The organism is Staphylococcus sp. FSL K6-0223 (assembly GCF_038008285.1).
This window is the reverse complement of sequence record NZ_JBBOYX010000003.1, coordinates 151,852-171,521: the sequence shown is the minus strand read 5'-3', so window position 1 is coordinate 171,521 and position 19,670 is coordinate 151,852. Positions and strand designations below refer to the sequence as shown.

The 19,670-nt window shown below is 36.7% G+C and carries 16 protein-coding genes, 2 tRNA genes and 3 rRNA genes; 18 read left to right on the top strand and 3 right to left on the bottom strand.

What is annotated here, in order from left to right:
- Positions 1-11 precede the first annotated feature (11 nt).
- The 18 genes from MHI13_RS18035 (at position 12) to rrf (ending at position 15,983) form a co-directional block, all read left to right on the top strand.
- Positions 12-491 carry a PH domain-containing protein gene (locus tag MHI13_RS18035; protein ID WP_064210641.1) on the top strand — a complete coding sequence of 160 codons (480 nt, stop codon included), beginning with the start codon at positions 12-14 and terminating at the stop codon, positions 489-491.
- Positions 484-1,983, top strand: a complete 1,500-nt coding sequence (locus MHI13_RS18030) for a PH domain-containing protein (RefSeq protein ID WP_340761737.1) — start codon at positions 484-486, stop codon at positions 1,981-1,983. Before MHI13_RS18035 ends, MHI13_RS18030 begins: the two co-directional genes overlap by 8 nt.
- Positions 1,976-2,476 (top strand): PH domain-containing protein, encoded by a 501-nt coding sequence (locus MHI13_RS18025; protein ID WP_064210639.1) that lies wholly within the window; start codon positions 1,976-1,978, stop codon positions 2,474-2,476. Before MHI13_RS18030 ends, MHI13_RS18025 begins: the two co-directional genes overlap by 8 nt.
- A gap of 48 nt (positions 2,477-2,524) precedes the next feature.
- Positions 2,525-2,881: a holo-ACP synthase gene (gene acpS / locus MHI13_RS18020; protein WP_002435510.1), complete on the top strand. Its 357-nt coding sequence runs from the start codon at positions 2,525-2,527 to the stop codon at positions 2,879-2,881.
- Positions 2,882-2,947: 66 nt separating this feature from the next.
- Positions 2,948-4,096 carry an alanine racemase gene (gene alr / locus MHI13_RS18015; protein ID WP_340761735.1) on the top strand — a complete coding sequence of 383 codons (1,149 nt, stop codon included), beginning with the start codon at positions 2,948-2,950 and terminating at the stop codon, positions 4,094-4,096.
- Between the two features lie 88 nt (positions 4,097-4,184).
- Positions 4,185-4,355: a type II toxin-antitoxin system antitoxin MazE gene (gene mazE / locus MHI13_RS18010; protein ID WP_002435513.1), complete on the top strand. Its 171-nt coding sequence runs from the start codon at positions 4,185-4,187 to the stop codon at positions 4,353-4,355.
- Positions 4,352-4,708 carry a type II toxin-antitoxin system PemK/MazF family toxin gene (locus MHI13_RS18005; RefSeq protein ID WP_002435799.1) on the top strand — a complete coding sequence of 119 codons (357 nt, stop codon included), beginning with the start codon at positions 4,352-4,354 and terminating at the stop codon, positions 4,706-4,708. Before mazE ends, MHI13_RS18005 begins: the two co-directional genes overlap by 4 nt.
- A 402-nt stretch (positions 4,709-5,110) precedes the next feature.
- On the top strand, positions 5,111-6,088 hold the full coding sequence (locus MHI13_RS18000) for a SpoIIE family protein phosphatase (protein WP_211181889.1): 978 nt from the start codon (positions 5,111-5,113) through the stop codon (positions 6,086-6,088).
- Between the two features lie 101 nt (positions 6,089-6,189).
- Positions 6,190-6,516, top strand: a complete 327-nt coding sequence (locus tag MHI13_RS17995) for an anti-sigma factor antagonist (RefSeq protein WP_002435753.1) — start codon at positions 6,190-6,192, stop codon at positions 6,514-6,516.
- 1 nt (position 6,517) lies between these two features.
- Entirely contained in the window at positions 6,518-6,997 is a 480-nt protein-coding gene (rsbW, locus tag MHI13_RS17990; protein ID WP_002435518.1) for an anti-sigma B factor RsbW, read from the top strand.
- Positions 6,972-7,742 carry an RNA polymerase sigma factor SigB gene (sigB, locus tag MHI13_RS17985; protein WP_064210637.1) on the top strand — a complete coding sequence of 257 codons (771 nt, stop codon included), beginning with the start codon at positions 6,972-6,974 and terminating at the stop codon, positions 7,740-7,742. The genes rsbW and sigB overlap by 26 nt, the downstream gene beginning before the upstream one ends.
- Before the next feature lie 165 nt (positions 7,743-7,907).
- The gene (locus MHI13_RS17980) at positions 7,908-10,058 is read left to right on the top strand and encodes a Tex family protein (RefSeq protein ID WP_064210636.1); all 2,151 of its coding nucleotides are present in this window, start codon (positions 7,908-7,910) and stop codon (positions 10,056-10,058) included.
- Complete coding sequence (locus MHI13_RS17975) at positions 10,051-10,509, top strand: SprT family protein (protein ID WP_037551231.1); 459 nt, start codon at positions 10,051-10,053, stop codon at positions 10,507-10,509. The genes MHI13_RS17980 and MHI13_RS17975 overlap by 8 nt, the downstream gene beginning before the upstream one ends.
- Positions 10,510-10,784: 275 nt before the next feature.
- Positions 10,785-10,871, top strand: a tRNA-Leu gene (locus MHI13_RS17970).
- Positions 10,872-10,893: 22 nt separating this feature from the next.
- Positions 10,894-10,967: transfer RNA gene (locus tag MHI13_RS17965), tRNA-Gly, on the top strand.
- Positions 10,968-11,083: 116 nt separating this feature from the next.
- Positions 11,084-12,634, top strand: a 16S ribosomal RNA gene (locus MHI13_RS17960).
- Between the two features lie 243 nt (positions 12,635-12,877).
- A 23S ribosomal RNA gene (locus tag MHI13_RS17955) occupies positions 12,878-15,799 on the top strand.
- Positions 15,800-15,868: 69 nt separating this feature from the next.
- Positions 15,869-15,983 (top strand): 5S ribosomal RNA (gene rrf, locus MHI13_RS17950).
- Together the 16S, 23S and 5S rRNA genes with 2 tRNA genes alongside form the textbook arrangement of a ribosomal RNA operon.
- Before the next feature lie 450 nt (positions 15,984-16,433).
- On the opposite strand, the gene ilvA is transcribed toward rrf, so the two are convergent.
- The 3 genes from ilvA to leuC are packed head-to-tail and all read right to left on the bottom strand — an operon-like array spanning position 16,434 to position 19,657.
- The gene (ilvA, locus tag MHI13_RS17945) at positions 16,434-17,702 is read right to left on the bottom strand and encodes a threonine ammonia-lyase IlvA (RefSeq protein WP_064210764.1); all 1,269 of its coding nucleotides are present in this window, start codon (positions 17,700-17,702) and stop codon (positions 16,434-16,436) included.
- 14 nt (positions 17,703-17,716) lie between these two features.
- A complete protein-coding gene (gene leuD, locus MHI13_RS17940) occupies positions 17,717-18,286 on the bottom strand; it encodes a 3-isopropylmalate dehydratase small subunit (RefSeq protein ID WP_002436916.1) in 570 nt (189 codons plus the stop codon).
- Complete coding sequence (leuC, locus tag MHI13_RS17935; RefSeq protein WP_002436896.1) at positions 18,287-19,657, bottom strand: 3-isopropylmalate dehydratase large subunit; 1,371 nt, start codon at positions 19,655-19,657, stop codon at positions 18,287-18,289. It lies immediately after the preceding gene.
- Positions 19,658-19,670 lie beyond the last annotated feature (13 nt).

Sequence of the window (19,670 nt, the reverse complement as noted above, 5' to 3'; positions counted from 1 at the left end):
GGAGCTTTAATATGAATCTTGATAGTACGTTTCATCGCAGTCCTAAAAATGCATTAAAGTACTATTACATCACTAGTTTTATTGGTTTAATTGTAGTACTAGTGATTTTGAGCATATTATATTATTGTTGGTTTACTTATAATTGGTGGAACTTTATTCTATACATACTTATTACAGTTGCGGTGATTTCAGTTATAAACTTTATTGTTGGGCCATTTCTGAGATATAAATACCATTTTTATAAATTTGAAGGCGATTCAATTATTTTGAAGCAAGCTTTTTTCTTTAAAAAGGAAGAACTAAGTAAGATAGAGAGGTTGCAATATATTACAGTCAGTACAAATCCGCTAGCAAAAATATTTAAAATAAATACAATTGAATTGGTTACAGCAGGTCATGAAATTTCACTGCCGATGGTTTCAGAAAAAGAGGCAGACGTAATAGAGCATCAAGCATTAAATAGATTGAGAGGTGTAGATGACGATGTATAATCCACAAAAGCTACATCCGGTCTCATATGTAACAAGTCTAATTAATGTTATTAAAAATAATTTTATTGTAATTATTATTTTCCTGTTTAATATTAAAGATTTTAAATATGATGATTTCTATTCATACTTATGGCCAGGTATCATGACATTAATATTTTTAATAACTTTCTTTTATAATATTTTCAAAGTTTATAATACTAGATATTGGATTGAAAATAATCATTTCATTCTTACAACAGGTGTATTAAATAAAGAGCGAAAAGAACTCAATATTAGTAGAATTCAATCAGTTGATTCCACTGAAGGTTTTGTGAATCAAATAGTAGGTGGCGTAGAACTTATTATTAAAACTCCAAGTGACGGTATTGAACTAAGTACAATATCAAAAAAGCAAAGTAAATTGATTGAAAGTGAGATTAAAAACATACAACAACAATTGAATGCAACGCATCAAGCTGAAGTGAATGTTGATTCTGAAAAGGATGAAGACGAGGATAATGAATCCTTGAAAAATGCACCTACTAAATCAATTTTTAAAATGTCATTTAAACAATTATTATTTATGGCAATGACTAGTGGTGCGATTGGTATTACATTAATAACATTGTCTCCAATTGTGGGAAGTTTCTCGGACATTATACCTTGGGAAAAATTAGGTGGGGAACTCTCATATGTCTTAAAATCTACTTTCTTCATAATTATTGCTATAGTGGTTGTCGTTTTAATAATGAGTTATATCATCGGTACGTGTCTCGCATTCATAAGATACTATGGATATAAAGTAACGCAACAAGGTCATCAACTTAAAATTCAATATGGCTTATTTACAAAAAAGAATGTCACTGTACCAACAAATCGACTTCAAGGTGTACTTGAACATCAATCATATCTAAGAAGATTATTTGGTTATACTTCTATTCATTTTTATATTACTAGTGACATTGTTACTTCTGCTGAGACGAGTGATGTTAATGGACGTATAATGATTTTACCTTTTATTAAACGGCAACAAGCTTATGAAGTGATTCAATCTCTGGTACCAGAAATGCGTTTTAATACAGCTCATACTGGCATGCCACTTAGAGGTTTTCATCGACATTTTCTTATACCATCACTTATCCTTATTATTGCTAGTTTTATTGGATGGTATTTCTGGTCTACGTGGTCGTTTGCTATTGCGGGGTTATTAATCATTTTATTAATAATGAGGGCCGTATTATATGTGCGATATAGTGGTTATTACCTTGAAAATGAAGAAATTGTTATCCAAAAAGCATCATTACTTAATATGAAAAGATTCTACTTCAAACTCAATAAAGTCATAGGTATGGAAATTAGACAGCATCCTTTATTAGAAAGAAAGCATTTGGCCAATTTTAAATTTATAATCGCCAAAGGTTTTGAAAATAAAAAAATAGGTCTTAAATACACAGATGTTTCTAAAGTTAATGAATTTAAAGAGTGGTACATGAGAGGTGATACTCATGAGTAATTATAACTATATGAATAAAAAGGGTTTAAAAGCAATGCGAATGAATGCTTTGCTATGGATAACAATCTTTACTATTGCATTAATCGTATTTACCATCTTTAATGTGTTGAAATTTCATTGGATAGATAATCGTACACTCATCATTGCTGAAATAGTTGGAGTCGTTATTTTAGGAGTCTTTTTTATATTTGTAATGCCCATATTTCGATATAAAAATTTTAGATACGCAATTGAAGAAGATGAAGTACATGTTAGAAGAGGCATTATTTTCATAAAGACAAATATCATTCCCTACTTTAGAATTCAGAACATCGATATTAATGAGGGCTTTATAATGAGAAAATATCAACTAGCTACTCTCACGCTATCAACAGCTGGTGGTAATAGTGAAATTGAATTGATAGATAAAAATGAAGCTCAAAAATTAAAGTTATTAATTAAACAAAATAAAACTAGAGATGCGCATGATATGTTAAACGGCGATGATGCATAAGATACTATGAATAGAAACTATAATGAAAGTGATTAAAGAGGCGAAGTTATGATACATGGAATAGGTATAGATTTGATAGAAATTGAGCGTATTAGAAAGGTGTTATATAAACAACCTAAATTAGTTGACCGAGTATTAACTGAAAATGAAAAGCTAAAGTTTGAAAAATTCACTCATGAAAAGCGTAAGATTGAATTTTTAGCAGGTCGTTTTGCTGTTAAAGAAGCTTTTAGTAAAGCATTGGGTACAGGGTTAGGTCAGACGATATCTTTTAAAGATATCAATTGCTATAACGATGAATTAGGTAAGCCATGTATCGACTATGATGGATTTAGAGCTCATGTAAGCATTACTCATACAGATAATTATGCAATGAGTCAAGTTACCTTAGAAAAATTAGAATAAAGGCGTTATATAATAAATGTATTAATATTTTAGTATTAAGCGAGTAGTTTCAAGGAGGACCTTTTCATGTCGGAAAAATTCTATAGATCAACCTATTTAAATGTTAATTTAGATGCAATATTAAACAATTATCAAACATTCAATCAGTTACATCATAACAAGACTGTTATATCAGTCATTAAAGCTAATAGTTATGGATTAGGTAGTGTAAAAGTAGCACATCACCTAATGGAACACGGGGCTTCGTTTTTCGCAGTTGCAACACTTGATGAAGCAATTGAATTAAGAATGCATGGAATTGATGCAAAACTACTAGTCTTAGGTGTCATTCCAACTAAAGACATAAGTAAAGCTATTCAACATCGCGTAGCTCTTACTGTACCTTCAAAAGCTTGGCTTAAAGAAGCTATTAGAAATATACCTGAAAAAAATGAGAAAAAACTTTGGTTACATGTCAAAATAGATTCTGGTATGGGTCGATTAGGTATGAAAGATGTTGAAGAGTATAAAGATGTTGTTGATTTAATTAATAAAAAAGATGATCTTGTTTTTGAAGGCGTGTTTACACATTTCGCTAGCGCAGATGAACCAGGTGATTCTATGAATGAACAGTATGAATTTTTTAAAGATATTGTTAATCAAGTTGAAAAACCAAATTACATTCATTCACAAAACTCTGCAGCTTCTTTATTAATGGATGGACAATTTTGTAATGCGATAAGATTAGGTATCTCATTATATGGGTATTATCCTTCACAATATGTTAGGGATAATGTCAAAGTACTTCTTCGACCAAGTGCTCAACTCGTTACTGAAATAGTACAAGTGAAATCTCTTAAAGTTGGCGAAACTGTGAGCTATGGACGAACTTTTACAGCTGAAAAAGAAATGAAAATTGCTATACTACCAGTTGGATATGCCGATGGTTATTTAAGAGCTATGCAAGGTGCTTATGTGAATGTTAATGGCCATCAATGTGAAGTGGTAGGTCGGGTTTGTATGGATCAGACTATAGTGAGCGTGCCTGATGATGTGAAGATGGGAGACAAAGTGATATTGGTGGATAATCATATAGATTCACCACAGTCCGTTGAGTCTCTAGCTGAAAAGCAACATACAATCAATTATGAAGTATTGTGTAACTTATCAAAACGTTTACCAAGAATCTATCACCATAATGAAGAACAAGTGGTTACGAACGATTTGTTAAAATAGTATAGTCACTGCGTTAAAAATTTGTTATTATAAACATAAATTAAAGGTTAAATAACAACTTTTTTGGAATCAGATGGAGGTTCTTCATATGTTATCTTTTAATCAATCTAGGAGTCACAGTCTTGAACAATCATTAAAAGAAGGCTATGCACAAATGGCCGATTTAAACCTCTCCCTAGCAACGGAAGCTTTTCCCATCGAATGTGAAGCTTGCGATTGTAATGAAACATATCTTACTTCTAACTCTAAGAATGAATGATTAGAAGAGGCGATGTTTACTTAGCTGATTTATCACCAGTTCAAGGGTCTGAACAAGGGGGAGTAAGACCTGTTGTAATTATACAAAATGATACTGGTAATAAATATAGTCCAACTGTCATAGTTGCTGCTATTACAGGTAGGATTAATAAAGCGAAGATACCAACCCATGTAGAAATTGAAAAGAAAAAATATAAGTTAGATAAAGACTCTGTTATCTTACTTGAACAAATTAGAACACTAGATAAAAAACGTTTAAAAGAGAAGTTGACCTATTTGTCTGAAAGTAAGATGAAGGAAGTTGACAACGCCCTAGATATCAGTCTAGGATTACATAATTTTGACCATCAATGATTATAGCGTTTTATATGTAGTTAACATAAATAAAATAATGAATTTAAAGACAATAACTTTATAATAATTATAACTCTTAATTAACTAGGTAACTTTAGACCGATTGCTTACATCAAGAATTTTTGCAAATCAAGACTAGTGCTACCTCTCATTAGTTAAATAGCATATAATTATAGTTATTATGTAAATACATTTATTATAAAAGAATGTCTTGAGTTTTTCGGCTTTAGGTATTCCAATCCTAAAGTCTTTTTTAGATATTAAGAAACTGTGGCTTTTTAGTTATTTGCTATTCATTTTATAAAGAAAAAAGAATTCCAAAAAGTACCAGATTAAAAGCATATGGAATTGTGAATTGGAAGTAAGGAGGCACATCTTGTGGAAGAATTTAAGAAAGATTATATGGAACTTGTAAAAGAAAGTTTAACTACTGAAAACCGAACGCAACTTATAAAAAAGTGCGAAGAATTTACAAATGAAGTAATTAAAAAGGATTTACTGCCAGAAGATATTGTAGAAATTCACAAATCATATATTAACCAATTAGATTTAGAAGAAAAAGAAATACTCGGTACATTAGATGTCCTTCAAGAGGTAGTAAAAGGATTCGGTTATAGTTATAGAGATTATCAAAGATTAGTTAATAAATTACAAGTTCACGACAAAGAAATTGATTTGGCTTCTAGACTTCAGCAAACTATGCTTAAAACAGATATACCTCAATTCGATAGTATACAAATCGGTGTAATTTCCGTTGCGGCTCAAAAGGTAAGTGGCGATTATTTTAATTTAATTGATCATAAAGACGGGACTATGAGTTTCGCTGTTGCGGACGTTATCGGTAAAGGTATACCTGCTGCTTTAGCTATGAGTATGATTAAATTTGGAATGGATTCATATGGTCACTCTCAATTGCCTAGTGATGGTTTAAAGCGTCTTAACCGAGTTGTCGAAAAAAACGTCAATCAAAATATGTTTGTAACGATGTTTTATGGCTTGTATGAAGAAATGAATCATCTTTTATATTGTAGTTCTGCAGGGCATGAGCCTGGTTATATTTATCGAGCTGAAACAGAACAATTTGAAGAGATTGACGTTCGTGGGCGTGTGCTTGGAGTAAGTCAGAAGACTCGATATAATCAACAAGAGATACCTATTTATCTCGAAGATTTAATAATTATCTTTACTGATGGTGTAACTGAGGCACGAAATAGAGAAGGTGAATTTATCGATAAAGATAAATTGTTAAATTTAATACAAAAATATAAACATATGCATCCACAAGATATAGTTCAAATTATTTATGAAGGAATTTTAAAAGTTCAAAATCCTAGTAGAAAAGACGATATGACAATTTTAATTATAAAAAGAGTAAATTAATTTAACTAATTTAGATTAAAGTTTCAAGTCGTAGGGTATACATATTTTTGAACACAAATGTAGAAATGAAGCAGATTTGATAAAGACTAGGAGTGTATCGAATGAATCTTAATATAGAAACTGTAACTCATGACGATTATTATGAAGTTAAAGTTGGCGGAGAATTAGATGTATATACAGTGCCTGAATTAGAAGAGGTACTTGTACCAATGCGACAAGAAGGGACTCATGACATTCATGTTAATTTAGCTAACGTAAGTTACATGGACTCTACAGGATTAGGTTTATTTGTAGGAACGTTAAAAGCATTAAACCAAAATGATAAAGATTTATATATATTAGGTGTTTCTGATCGAATCAGTAGATTATTTGATATTACCGGTTTGAAAGATTTAATGCATGTTAATGAAGGAACGGAGGTTGAATAACATGCAATCAAGACAAGATTACATTGAAATGCGGTTACCAGCCTCTGCGGAATACGTCAGTTTAATACGTTTAACATTATCTGGTGTATTCTCAAGAGCTGGAGCATCTTATGACGATATTGAAGATTCTAAAATAGCTGTAAGTGAGGCAGTGACTAACGCTGTAAAACATGCTTATAAACAAAATACTGAAACCGGTATGATTAATTTATGTTTTGAGATATTTGATGATAAAATAAAAATAGTTATTTCAGATCAAGGTGAAAGCTTTGATTATGAAACAACAAAATCAAAATTAGGTCCTTACGACGATAACGAAAACATTGATTTTCTTCGCGAAGGCGGCTTAGGATTATTCCTTATTGAATCATTAATGGACGAAGTGAAGGTCTATAAAGAATCTGGTGTTACAATCAGTATGATTAAGTATATTAAAAAAGAGCAGGTGCGAAATAATGGCGAAAGAGTCGAAATCAGCTAATGATGTATCACCTGAACAAATTAACCAATGGATTAAAGAGCACCAAGAAAATGAAAATAGCCAAGCTCAAGGTAAATTAGTTACGCATTACCGCAAACTAATAGAATCTTTAGCATATAAATATTCAAAAGGGCAATCACATCATGAAGATTTAGTTCAAGTTGGTATGGTTGGTTTAATAGGGGCCATCAATAGATTTGATTTGTCATTTGATCGAAAATTTGAAGCATTCCTAGTTCCAACCGTAATTGGTGAAATAAAAAGGTATTTAAGAGATAAAACATGGAGTGTTCATGTACCAAGACGTATTAAAGAAATTGGTCCAAGAATTAAAAAGATAAGTGACGAACTTACAAATGAGCTTGAGCGTTCACCATCCATCAGTGAAATTGCTCAACGACTTGAAGTTTCGGATGAAGAAGTCTTGGAAGCGATGGAGATGGGTCAAAGTTATAATGCGCTCAGTGTTGATCATTCTATTGAAGCAGATAAAGACGGATCAACTGTCACTCTATTAGATATTATGGGTCAACAAGATGATAATTATGATTTAACTGAAAAGAGAATGATTCTAGAACGTATTTTACCTATATTATCTGATAGAGAAAGACAAATTATTCAATGTACATTTATAGAAGGTTTAAGCCAAAAGGAAACAGGCGAACGTATTGGCTTAAGTCAAATGCATGTCTCTCGCTTGCAACGTACTGCAATCAAAAAGTTGCAAGAAGCAGCTAAACAATAAATATAAAAAGAAGTTCATTGACTGAGTTAATGAACTTCTTTTTATATGTTAGAATTTTTAACTTTAAAAAAGATTAAAGCATTCTAAATTATATCTAGGAAGAATCTAGTTAAAAAATTATGTTAAACTAGTGAAGGAATTTTTAAAGAAAAGCGTGGTAGAAAAATGGACAAAAATTTAATTCAAACAATCGTTGAAAAGTATTCTTTTTCAGAGAAACAAATTAAATCAGTTCTTGAACTCTTAGAAGATAACAACACTGTGCCATTTATTGCAAGATATCGTAAAGAGGCAACTGGTGGTCTAGATGAAGTTGAAATTAAGCAAATTGATGATGAATATAGATATATGGAAAATCTTCAAAAAAGAAAAGATGAAGTGATACATAGTATTGAACAACAAGGCATGCTAACTGAAGACTTAAAAAAAGATATTATTAAACAGACAAAACTACAAAGAGTTGAAGATTTATACCGTCCTTATAAACAGAAAAAGAAAACACGTGCTACTGAAGCTAAAAGAAAAGGGTTGGAGCCTTTAGCAAAATGGTTACTTCAGAAGAATTTAGATAAGAATGTTGATGAAAAAGCACAAGAATTCATAAATGAAGAAGTTTCTACAGTAGAAGATGCTATTAAAGGGGCACAGGATATTATTGCTGAACAAGTTTCAGATGACCCTAAATATCGTTCGAGACTTTTAAAAGATGTATACCATCAAGGTCTAATCGTGTCTGCTAAGAAGAAAAAAGCAGAAGATGAAAAAGAAATCTTCTCAATGTATTATGATTATTCTGAACCAGTAAAGCGTGTTGCAAATCATAGAATTTTAGCTATGAATCGAGGGGAGAAAGAAAAAGTATTAAACGTTAAAATAGAATTTGACACATCAAAAATTAAAAAAGACATTGAACGACAATTAATTCAAGTAAATAATGAAGCAAGTCCTTATATTGCAGAGGCTATTGAAGATAGTCTTAAACGATTAATTATGCCTTCGATTGAAAGAGAAGTTCGAGGAGATTTAACTCAGAAAGCAGAAACACATGCCATCGATGTTTTTAGTGAGAACTTAAGAAACTTACTTTTACAACCACCAATGAAAGGAAAACAAATTCTCGGCGTGGACCCGGCATTTAGAACGGGATGTAAGTTAGCAGTTATTAATCCTTTTGGAACGTTTATTGCTAAAAGCGTCATTTATCCTCATCCTCCGAAGTCTAAAATTGAAGCTTCTGAAAAAGAACTGGTCAACATGATTAAAGATTATCAAATTGAATTACTAGCGATTGGAAATGGAACAGCTAGCCGTGAAACTGAACAATTTGTAGCAAATGTAATTAAAAAATATAAATTAGATGCTCAATTCATCATTGTCAATGAAGCGGGAGCCTCTGTGTATTCTGCTTCAGAAATTGCCAGACAAGAGTTTCCAGATTTTCAAGTTGAAGAACGAAGCGCTGTATCTATAGGTAGAAGAGTACAAGATCCATTAAGCGAATTAGTTAAAATAGATCCAAAATCTATTGGGGTAGGTCAATATCAACATGATGTAAATCAGAAAGAATTAAGCAATGCGCTTACTTTCGTAGTTGAAACTGCAGTTAACCAAGTAGGCGTAGATGTAAATACAGCTTCAAAATCTTTACTTCAATATGTTTCAGGACTATCTTCAACTATTGCGCAAAATATTATTGATTATAGAGAAGAAAATGGACCTATTAAACATAATAAAGAAATTAGTAAAATTAAACGGTTGGGTTCTAAAACTTTTGAACAAAGTATAGGCTTTTTACGTATCGTTGATGGCTCAGAACCATTAGATAATACTGCGATTCACCCTGAGAGTTATGAAGTGACTTATGAAATATTAGAGCAACTAGGTTTAGGCGCTGATGATATAGGTACGGATCAATTAAAATCAACATTAAGTGATGTGAATATTGAAGGGCTTGCGAAACAATTGAATATTGGTGAACCCACTCTAGAAGATATTATCAAATCACTTATTGCGCCTAATAGAGATCCAAGAGATGAATTTGAGACACCAATCCTTAAATCTGATGTATTATCCATTGAAGATTTAAATGAAGGCATGAAATTAAATGGTACTGTTAGAAATGTAGTAGATTTTGGTGCATTTATTGATATAGGTGTTAAACAAGATGGATTAGTCCATGTTTCTAAACTTTCTAAGAAATTTGTAAAGAATCCTATGGATATTGTAAGTGTGGGAGATATTGTGGATGTTTGGATTCTGAATATCGATGAAAATAAAGGTAAAGTATCTTTAACGATGATTGATCCAAATGAATAATATTGAACTTCAAAGATTAACTGAAAACTTGGCCATCAAATACTTTGGAGTACCTTTCAAACATAAGGCTTATTTTAATCAACGATTACGTACTACAGGTGGAAGATATTTGTTAAAAAGCCACAATATAGAAATAAACCCTAAACAATTAAAGCATTTTGGAGAAGATGCAATAGTTCAAATAGTTAAACATGAACTTTGTCATTATTTTCTTCATCTTGCTGGTAAAGGGTATCAACACAGAGATACAGATTTCAAAGCTTTAAGCGCTAAAGTAGGTGCACCAAGGTTTTGCAACCCGACTGAAACATATGAAAGTCGAGCTAATTACAAATATCAATGTGTTAGTTGTAAAGCTAATTATTTACGTATTAAAAGAGTGAACACTCAAATAATGAGATGCGGGCATTGCGGTGGCAAACTTAAATTAGTTAAAGTTTTTGAGAAATAGAAAAAATATAAATATATATTTAGTAAAAGGGTTGTTTAAAGCAGATGCTGTTTTCTAACAACCTTTTTTATAATTGATATAAATTTTGTTGTGAAAAACATTGACAATAATTATTACATGATATATTATAGATATCGTTGTCTTAACAAGGAAAGCAAAACAAACCTTAATTAACAATATTAATTTTAAGTTAATTTTGTGTTGACAAAATGTAACCGACAATTTACAATGGTTATTGTTCTCGATAATTAAAAGTTTAATTATGCGTTTTGCCAGCGGTCGTGGCGGAATGGCAGACGCGCTAGGTTGAGGGCCTAGTGGGAGTTAATCCCGTGGAGGTTCAAGTCCTCTCGGCCGCACCAAATCATATATTTAATACTACATGCGGGTGTAGTTTAATGGCAAAACCTCAGCCTTCCAAGCTGATGTTGTGGGTTCGATTCCCATCACCCGCTCCATTTAATATTTATGAACATTGAAAACTGAATGACAATATGTCAACGTTAATTCCAATAAACGTAACGAAACGTTACAAACTATTTAGTATTTATGAGCTAATCAAACATCATAATTTTTTATGGAGAGTTTGATCCTGGCTCAGGATGAACGCTGGCGGCGTGCCTAATACATGCAAGTCGAGCGAACAGACGAGGAGCTTGCTCCTCTGACGTTAGCGGCGGACGGGTGAGTAACACGTGGATAACCTACCTATAAGACTGGGATAACTTCGGGAAACCGGAGCTAATACCGGATAACATGTTGAACCGCATGGTTCAACAGTGAAAGACGGTCTTGCTGTCACTTATAGATGGATCCGCGCCGCATTAGCTAGTTGGTAAGGTAACGGCTTACCAAGGCAACGATGCGTAGCCGACCTGAGAGGGTGATCGGCCACACTGGAACTGAGACACGGTCCAGACTCCTACGGGAGGCAGCAGTAGGGAATCTTCCGCAATGGGCGAAAGCCTGACGGAGCAACGCCGCGTGAGTGATGAAGGTCTTCGGATCGTAAAACTCTGTTATTAGGGAAGAACAAACGTGTAAGTAACTGTGCACGTCTTGACGGTACCTAATCAGAAAGCCACGGCTAACTACGTGCCAGCAGCCGCGGTAATACGTAGGTGGCAAGCGTTATCCGGAATTATTGGGCGTAAAGCGCGCGTAGGCGGTTTTTTAAGTCTGATGTGAAAGCCCACGGCTCAACCGTGGAGGGTCATTGGAAACTGGAAAACTTGAGTGCAGAAGAGGAAAGTGGAATTCCATGTGTAGCGGTGAAATGCGCAGAGATATGGAGGAACACCAGTGGCGAAGGCGACTTTCTGGTCTGTAACTGACGCTGATGTGCGAAAGCGTGGGGATCAAACAGGATTAGATACCCTGGTAGTCCACGCCGTAAACGATGAGTGCTAAGTGTTAGGGGGTTTCCGCCCCTTAGTGCTGCAGCTAACGCATTAAGCACTCCGCCTGGGGAGTACGACCGCAAGGTTGAAACTCAAAGGAATTGACGGGGACCCGCACAAGCGGTGGAGCATGTGGTTTAATTCGAAGCAACGCGAAGAACCTTACCAAATCTTGACATCCTTTGACCCTTCTAGAGATAGAAGTTTCCCCTTCGGGGGACAAAGTGACAGGTGGTGCATGGTTGTCGTCAGCTCGTGTCGTGAGATGTTGGGTTAAGTCCCGCAACGAGCGCAACCCTTAAGCTTAGTTGCCATCATTAAGTTGGGCACTCTAAGTTGACTGCCGGTGACAAACCGGAGGAAGGTGGGGATGACGTCAAATCATCATGCCCCTTATGATTTGGGCTACACACGTGCTACAATGGACAATACAAAGGGCAGCGAAACCGCGAGGTCAAGCAAATCCCATAAAGTTGTTCTCAGTTCGGATTGTAGTCTGCAACTCGACTACATGAAGCTGGAATCGCTAGTAATCGTAGATCAGCATGCTACGGTGAATACGTTCCCGGGTCTTGTACACACCGCCCGTCACACCACGAGAGTTTGTAACACCCGAAGCCGGTGGAGTAACCATTTGGAGCTAGCCGTCGAAGGTGGGACAAATGATTGGGGTGAAGTCGTAACAAGGTAGCCGTATCGGAAGGTGCGGCTGGATCACCTCCTTTCTAAGGATATATTCGGAACATCTTCTTCGAAGATGAAAGGGATAACGTGACATATTGTATTCAGTTTTGAATGTTTATTAACATTCAAATTTGTACATTGAAAACTAGATAAGTAAGTAAATAGATTTTACCAAGCAAAACCGAGTGAATAGAGTTTTAAACAAGCTTGAATTCATAAAAATAATCGCTAGTGTTCGAAAGAACACTCACAAGATTAATAACGCGTTTCCTGGTGGAAACACAGATTAAGTTATTAAGGGCGCACGGTGGATGCCTTGGCACTAGAAGCCGAAGAAGGACGTTACTAACGACGATATGCTTTGGGTAGCTGTAAGTAAGCGTTGATCCAGAGATTTCCGAATGGGGGAACCCAACATGAGTTATGTCATGTTATCGACATGTGAATTCATAGCATGTCAGAAGGCAGACCCGGAGAACTGAAACATCTTAGTACCCGGAGGAAGAGAAAGAAAAATCGATTCCCTGAGTAGCGGCGAGCGAAACGGGAAGAGCCCAAACCAACAAGCTTGCTTGTTGGGGTTGTAGGACACTCTATACGGAGTTACAAAAGAACATGTTAGACGAATCATCTGGAAAGATGAATCAAAGAAGGTAATAATCCTGTAGTCGAAAACATATTCTCTCTTGAGTGGATCCTGAGTACGACGGAGCACGTGAAATTCCGTCGGAATCTAGGAGGACCATCTCCTAAGGCTAAATACTCTCTAGTGACCGATAGTGAACCAGTACCGTGAGGGAAAGGTGAAAAGTACCCCGGAAGGGGAGTGAAAGAGAACTTGAAACCGTGTGCTTACAAGTAGTCAGAGCCCGTTTATGGGTGATGGCGTGCCTTTTGTAGAATGAACCGGCGAGTTACGATCTGATGCAAGGTTAAGCAGCGAATGTGGAGCCGTAGCGAAAGCGAGTCTGAATAGGGCGTTGAGTATTTGGTCGTAGACCCGAAACCAGGTGATCTACCCTTGGTCAGGTTGAAGTTCAGGTAACACTGAATGGAGGACCGAACCGACTTACGTTGAAAAGTGAGCGGATGAACTGAGGGTAGCGGAGAAATTCCAATCGAACTTGGAGATAGCTGGTTCTCTCCGAAATAGCTTTAGGGCTAGCCTCAAGTGATGATTATTGGAGGTAGAGCACTGTTTGGACGAGGGGCCCCTCTCGGGTTACCGAATTCAGACAAACTCCGAATGCCAATTAATTTAACTTGGGAGTCAGAACATGGGTGATAAGGTCCGTGTTCGAAAGGGAAACAGCCCAGACCACCAGCTAAGGTCCCAAAATATATGTTAAGTGGAAAAGGATGTGGCGTTGCCCAGACAACTAGGATGTTGGCTTAGAAGCAGCCATCATTTAAAGAGTGCGTAATAGCTCACTAGTCGAGTGACACTGCGCCGAAAATGTACCGGGGCTAAACATATTACCGAAGCTGTGGATTGTCCTTTGGACAATGGTAGGAGAGCGTTCTAAGGGCGTTGAAGCATGATCGCAAGGACATGTGGAGCGCTTAGAAGTGAGAATGCCGGTGTGAGTAGCGAAAGACGGGTGAGAATCCCGTCCACCGATTGACTAAGGTTTCCAGAGGAAGGCTCGTCCGCTCTGGGTTAGTCGGGTCCTAAGCTGAGGCCGACAGGCGTAGGCGATGGATAACAGGTTGATATTCCTGTACCACCTAATATCGTTTTAATCGATGGGGGGACGCAGTAGGATAGGCGAAGCGTGCTGTTGGAGTGCACGTCCAAGCAGTAAGGCTGAGTGTTAGGCAAATCCGGCACTCGTTAGGCTGAGCTGTGATGGGGAGAGGAAATTGTTTCCTCGAGTCGTTGATTTCACACTGCCGAGAAAAGCCTCTAGATAGATAACAGGTGCCCGTACCGCAAACCGACACAGGTAGTCAAGATGAGAATTCTAAGGTGAGCGAGCGAACTCTCGTTAAGGAACTCGGCAAAATGACCCCGTAACTTCGGGAGAAGGGGTGCTCTTTAGGGTGCAAGCCCAGAAGAGCCGCAGTGAATAGGCCCAAGCGACTGTTTATCAAAAACACAGGTCTCTGCTAAACCGTAAGGTGATGTATAGGGGCTGACGCCTGCCCGGTGCTGGAAGGTTAAGAGGAGTGGTTAGCTTCTGCGAAGCTACGAATCGAAGCCCCAGTAAACGGCGGCCGTAACTATAACGGTCCTAAGGTAGCGAAATTCCTTGTCGGGTAAGTTCCGACCCGCACGAAAGGCGTAACGATTTGGGCACTGTCTCAACGAGAGACTCGGTGAAATCATAGTACCTGTGAAGATGCAGGTTACCCGCGACAGGACGGAAAGACCCCGTGGAGCTTTACTGTAGCCTGATATTGAAATTCGGCACAGCTTGTACAGGATAGGTAGGAGCCTTTGAAACGTGAGCGCTAGCTTACGTGGAGGCGTTGGTGGGATACTACCCTAGCTGTGTTGGCTTTCTAACCCGCACCACTTATCGTGGTGGGAGACAGTGTCAGGCGGGCAGTTTGACTGGGGCGGTCGCCTCCTAAAAGGTAACGGAGGCGCTCAAAGGTTCCCTCAGAATGGTTGGAAATCATTCATAGAGTGTAAAGGCATAAGGGAGCTTGACTGCGAGACCTACAAGTCGAGCAGGGTCGAAAGACGGACTTAGTGATCCGGTGGTTCCGCATGGAAGGGCCATCGCTCAACGGATAAAAGCTACCCCGGGGATAACAGGCTTATCTCCCCCAAGAGTTCACATCGACGGGGAGGTTTGGCACCTCGATGTCGGCTCATCGCATCCTGGGGCTGTAGTCGGTCCCAAGGGTTGGGCTGTTCGCCCATTAAAGCGGTACGCGAGCTGGGTTCAGAACGTCGTGAGACAGTTCGGTCCCTATCCGTCGTGGGCGTAGGAAATTTGAGAGGAGCTGTCCTTAGTACGAGAGGACCGGGATGGACATACCTCTGGTGTACCAGTTGTCGTGCCAACGGCATAGCTGGGTAGCTATGTATGGACGGGATAAGTGCTGAAAGCATCTAAGCATGAAGCCCCCCTCAAGATGAGATTTCCCAACTTCGGTTATAAGATCCCTCGAAGATGACGAGGTTAATAGGTTCGAGGTGGAAGCGTGGCGACACGTGGAGCTGACGAATACTAATCGATCGAAGACTTAATCAATATTAAAATGTTTTGCGACGCAAAATCATTACTTACTATCTAGTTTTGAATGTATAACACATTCATTTGTCTGGTGACAATGGCAAGGAGGTCACACCTGTTCCCATGCCGAACACAGAAGTTAAGCTCCTTAGCGCCGATGGTAGTCGGGCTTACGTCCCGCTAGAGTAGGACGTTGCCAGGCAAAACGAGAGACCGTAAGGTCTCTTTTTTTATGCGAAAAATAAAGATGAGAAATTACCAAGAGCCATAGCTATAGAGGAGAACTATTCTCTGCGAAGAGAAAGCGTTTGAAGCTGATGAATTAAGGAAAGAACGCCACGAGTTTAGTCGAGCTAAACGAGTCAGAGAGAGACGCAAATGAAGAAAGATGCGAGCGCTTGTCTCGAAGCAGAGGAAGGACCTTAGCGCCGAAGGTAGCCGACTTACGTTCTAAAGTAAAATAAGTATTTTTAATACTTAATTTTACTTACTTAATGGCCAAAGCCATTAAGAACCAATTGCCAGATAGTAATATACCGCAAGCTTTTTTTATTTAAGAACTAATAGAAAACAGATGAAATTGGGTCATACGAAAAAGCTTGAAAATAATACTTACAATAGTAAGATTATTTTCAAGCTTTCATTGTAGCTTTTAAATTAATAAAGAATATAACATTTTATTTTCATTAATATAGATATTTGATGGATCAAATTGATTTACACGTTCTTTTAATTGAATGAGATCATTGTGATGTTTAAGTTGAATACCAATGATAACAGTACCTGTTGTTTGAGAGGACTTTTTAAGATATTCAAATTTAGTAATATCATCTTGAGGACCTAGTACATCATTAACAAACTCTCTTAAAGCCCCTGGTCTTTGAGGAAAATTAAGGATGAAGTAATGTTTCATCTCTTCAAATAATAATGAACGCTCTTCAATTTCTTTCATTCTATTAATATCATTATTACCACCGCTTACAACACATACAACAGTTTTACCTTTAATTTTTGCTCTATAGTTTTCAAGAGCAGCTACACTTAAAGCGCCTGCGGGTTCAGCTACTATAGCTTGTTTAGAGTACATATCTAGTATAGTAGAACATACTGCTCCTTCATCTACTTGTACATAATCATCTACATTATGCTTAGCTATATCAAATGTAATATCTCCAACTCTGGCTACTGAAGCACCATCAACAAATTTATCAATGTGATCTAAAGTGATGACCCGTTTGTTTACGACTACAGATTCATACATACTGCAGGCGCCTGCAGGTTCAACACCAATAATTTGTGTGTTTGGGGAATAAGCCTTGAAATATGTGCTAATACCAGATATTAAACCTCCACCGCCTATAGCAGAAAATAAATAATCAAATTTTACTCCATCTGCTTCGGATTGTTCAATAATTTCTTTGGCAAGTGTTCCTTGGCCTGAAATTGTATATACATTATTAAATGGATCAATAAAATTCATTTCATTTTCTTTAGTATAAGCTAAAGCTTCTTCTAAGCAATGATCAAATGTATCACCAGTTAGCACGACTTCAACATTATCGCTACCAAAAAATTGAACTTGGTTTATTTTCTGAAGAGGTGTAGTAACTGGCATAAAAATTACAGCTCTAAGATTTAATTTCTTAGCAGTGTATGCCACGCCTTGAGCATGGTTACCAGCACTAGCACAAGTGATACCTCGATTTTTAGCTTCTTCAGATAATACTGAAATAGCATTATATGCGCCTCTTAATTTGAAAGAACGAACCCACTGTAAGTCTTCTCTTTTTAAATATACTTTACAATCATATTTTTGAGAAAGATAGTGGTCAAGCTGTAATGGCGTTTCTTTCACGATATCTTTGAGGCGTAAAAAAGCTTCATCTATATCTTGTGTCGAAACGGTTGTTTTAACTGTCATAATATTCCACACCCTTAAAATGTTTTTTCATATTTTTCTATTAGATCTTCATATTGTAAAGTAATGGCAATATCATCAAGTCCATTTACTAATTTATTCTTCCATGTTTCATCTATTTTAAATTCAAAAGTTTGTTCTGAAGATGATACGGTTTGCGAAGGTAGATCTACCGTAATTTCTTCAAATTGAGCCAGATGTTCTCGTGCTTCCTTATCAAGTGTAATAGGGAGCATTGCATTCTTCGTACAATTCATATAGAAGATATCACTAAAACTACCTGCGATAATAATATTAAAACCATAGTCTTTTAAAGCCCAAGCAGCATGTTCACGACTTGAACCACACCCAAAGTTGTCTCCCGTTATTAAAATAGAAGCATCTTTATATTCTGGCTTATTAGGGTTAAATTCTGGATTATCAGAACCATCAGGTAAATAACGCCATTCATCAAAGGCGAAGGGACCAAAGCCGGTTTTTGAAATACGTTTGAGATGAACTTTGGGTATAATTTGATCTGTATCTATATTGTCGTAGAAAAGGGGAACAACTTTACCTGTGTATGTTGTAATAGGTTGAATTTCCATCTATACGACCACCTTTCTTACGTCTACAAATTTACCGTTAATAGCAGCAGCTGCTGCCATAGCAGGAGATACAAGATGGGTTCGTGCACCTTTACCTTGACGTCCTTCGAAATTACGATTACTTGTGGAAGCACAGTGCACACCTTCAGGAACTTGATCGGGATTCATACCTAAACACATTGAACAACCTGGTTCTCTCCATTCAAAACCTGCTTCTTTAAAAATGACATCTAGACCTAGTGCTTCAGCTTCCTTCTTAACTGTTCTGGAGCCAGGCACTACAATAGCTGTGATATTAGGATGAACTTTATTACCTTTAACAATATGACTTGCTTCTACTAAATCAGAGAGTCTTGCATTCGTACATGAACCTAAGAATACATAGCCTAATTCAATATCTTCGGCTTTTTGACCTGGTTTGAGTCCCATGTAGTTATAGGCACGTTCATCATTAGAATCTTTAATTTCTGGGAAAGGAGAGCTAAAATTAACTCCCATTTCTGGATTTGTTCCCCATGTCACCTGAGGTTCTAAGTTTGAAACATCTAATTCAATAACTTTATCGAAGTACGCATCCTCATCGGAATATAAAGTTTGCCACCAATCAATAGATTGATCAAAATTAGTAGCGTAAGGACGACCTTTAACATATTCAAAAGTCGTCTTATCAGGTTGCATCATACCGTATTTTGCGCCTGCTTCAATTGCCATATTACAAATTGTCATTCGAGCTTCCATAGACAAACTCTTAATCGTTTCTCCTGTAAATTCAAGGGCATATCCTGTACCAAAATCAACGCCATATTGGTTAATTAAATAGAGTATTATATCCTTGGCATAAACGCCGGTAGGTAATTTACCATTTATATCAATTTTTAAATTCTTAGGTTTAGTTTGCCAAAGTGTTTGAGTAGCAAAGACATGTTCAACTTCACTTGTACCAATTCCAAATGCGATTGCACCAAAAGCACCATGTGTCGCGGTGTGAGAATCGCCACAAACAATTGTCTTTCCTGGTTGAGTTAAACCTGTTTCAGGTCCTACCATATGAACGATACCTTGTTCATCAGATCCCATATCAAAGATATGGACGCCAAAGTCTTTGGCATTCTTTTGTAGGGTAGTAATCTGTTTATTTGCTATTTCATCTTTTATGTTAAAAATGTCGATAGTCGGTACATTATGGTCTAAAGTAGCAAACGTGAGATCAGGTCTTCTTAATGAACGATTCTGAATTCTGAGTCCCTCAAAAGCTTGAGGAGAAGTAACTTCATGTATGAGATGTAGGTCTATATATAATAATTGTGGTTCACCTTCATTCCCATGTAGAACATGTTTATTCCATACTTTATCGAATAGTGTTCGTCCCATAATACTTCTCCTC

Coding starts and splice junctions, on each gene's coding strand:
- mazE (WP_002435513.1), top strand. CDS start 4,185: ATGTTATCTTTTAATCAATCTAGGAGTCACAGTCTTGAACAATCATTA.
- MHI13_RS17980 (WP_064210636.1), top strand. CDS start 7,908: ATGGACAAAAATTTAATTCAAACAATCGTTGAAAAGTATTCTTTTTCA.
- MHI13_RS18005 (WP_002435799.1), top strand. CDS start 4,352: ATGATTAGAAGAGGCGATGTTTACTTAGCTGATTTATCACCAGTTCAA.
- MHI13_RS18035 (WP_064210641.1), top strand. CDS start 12: ATGAATCTTGATAGTACGTTTCATCGCAGTCCTAAAAATGCATTAAAG.
- MHI13_RS17995 (WP_002435753.1), top strand. CDS start 6,190: ATGAATCTTAATATAGAAACTGTAACTCATGACGATTATTATGAAGTT.
- MHI13_RS18000 (WP_211181889.1), top strand. CDS start 5,111: ATGGAACTTGTAAAAGAAAGTTTAACTACTGAAAACCGAACGCAACTT.
- leuD (WP_002436916.1), bottom strand. CDS start 18,286: ATGGAAATTCAACCTATTACAACATACACAGGTAAAGTTGTTCCCCTT.
- rsbW (WP_002435518.1), top strand. CDS start 6,518: ATGCAATCAAGACAAGATTACATTGAAATGCGGTTACCAGCCTCTGCG.
- MHI13_RS18025 (WP_064210639.1), top strand. CDS start 1,976: ATGAGTAATTATAACTATATGAATAAAAAGGGTTTAAAAGCAATGCGA.
- leuC (WP_002436896.1), bottom strand. CDS start 19,657: ATGGGACGAACACTATTCGATAAAGTATGGAATAAACATGTTCTACAT.
- alr (WP_340761735.1), top strand. CDS start 2,948: ATGTCGGAAAAATTCTATAGATCAACCTATTTAAATGTTAATTTAGAT.
- acpS (WP_002435510.1), top strand. CDS start 2,525: ATGATACATGGAATAGGTATAGATTTGATAGAAATTGAGCGTATTAGA.
- MHI13_RS18030 (WP_340761737.1), top strand. CDS start 484: ATGTATAATCCACAAAAGCTACATCCGGTCTCATATGTAACAAGTCTA.
- MHI13_RS17975 (WP_037551231.1), top strand. CDS start 10,051: ATGAATAATATTGAACTTCAAAGATTAACTGAAAACTTGGCCATCAAA.
- sigB (WP_064210637.1), top strand. CDS start 6,972: ATGGCGAAAGAGTCGAAATCAGCTAATGATGTATCACCTGAACAAATT.
- ilvA (WP_064210764.1), bottom strand. CDS start 17,702: ATGACAGTTAAAACAACCGTTTCGACACAAGATATAGATGAAGCTTTT.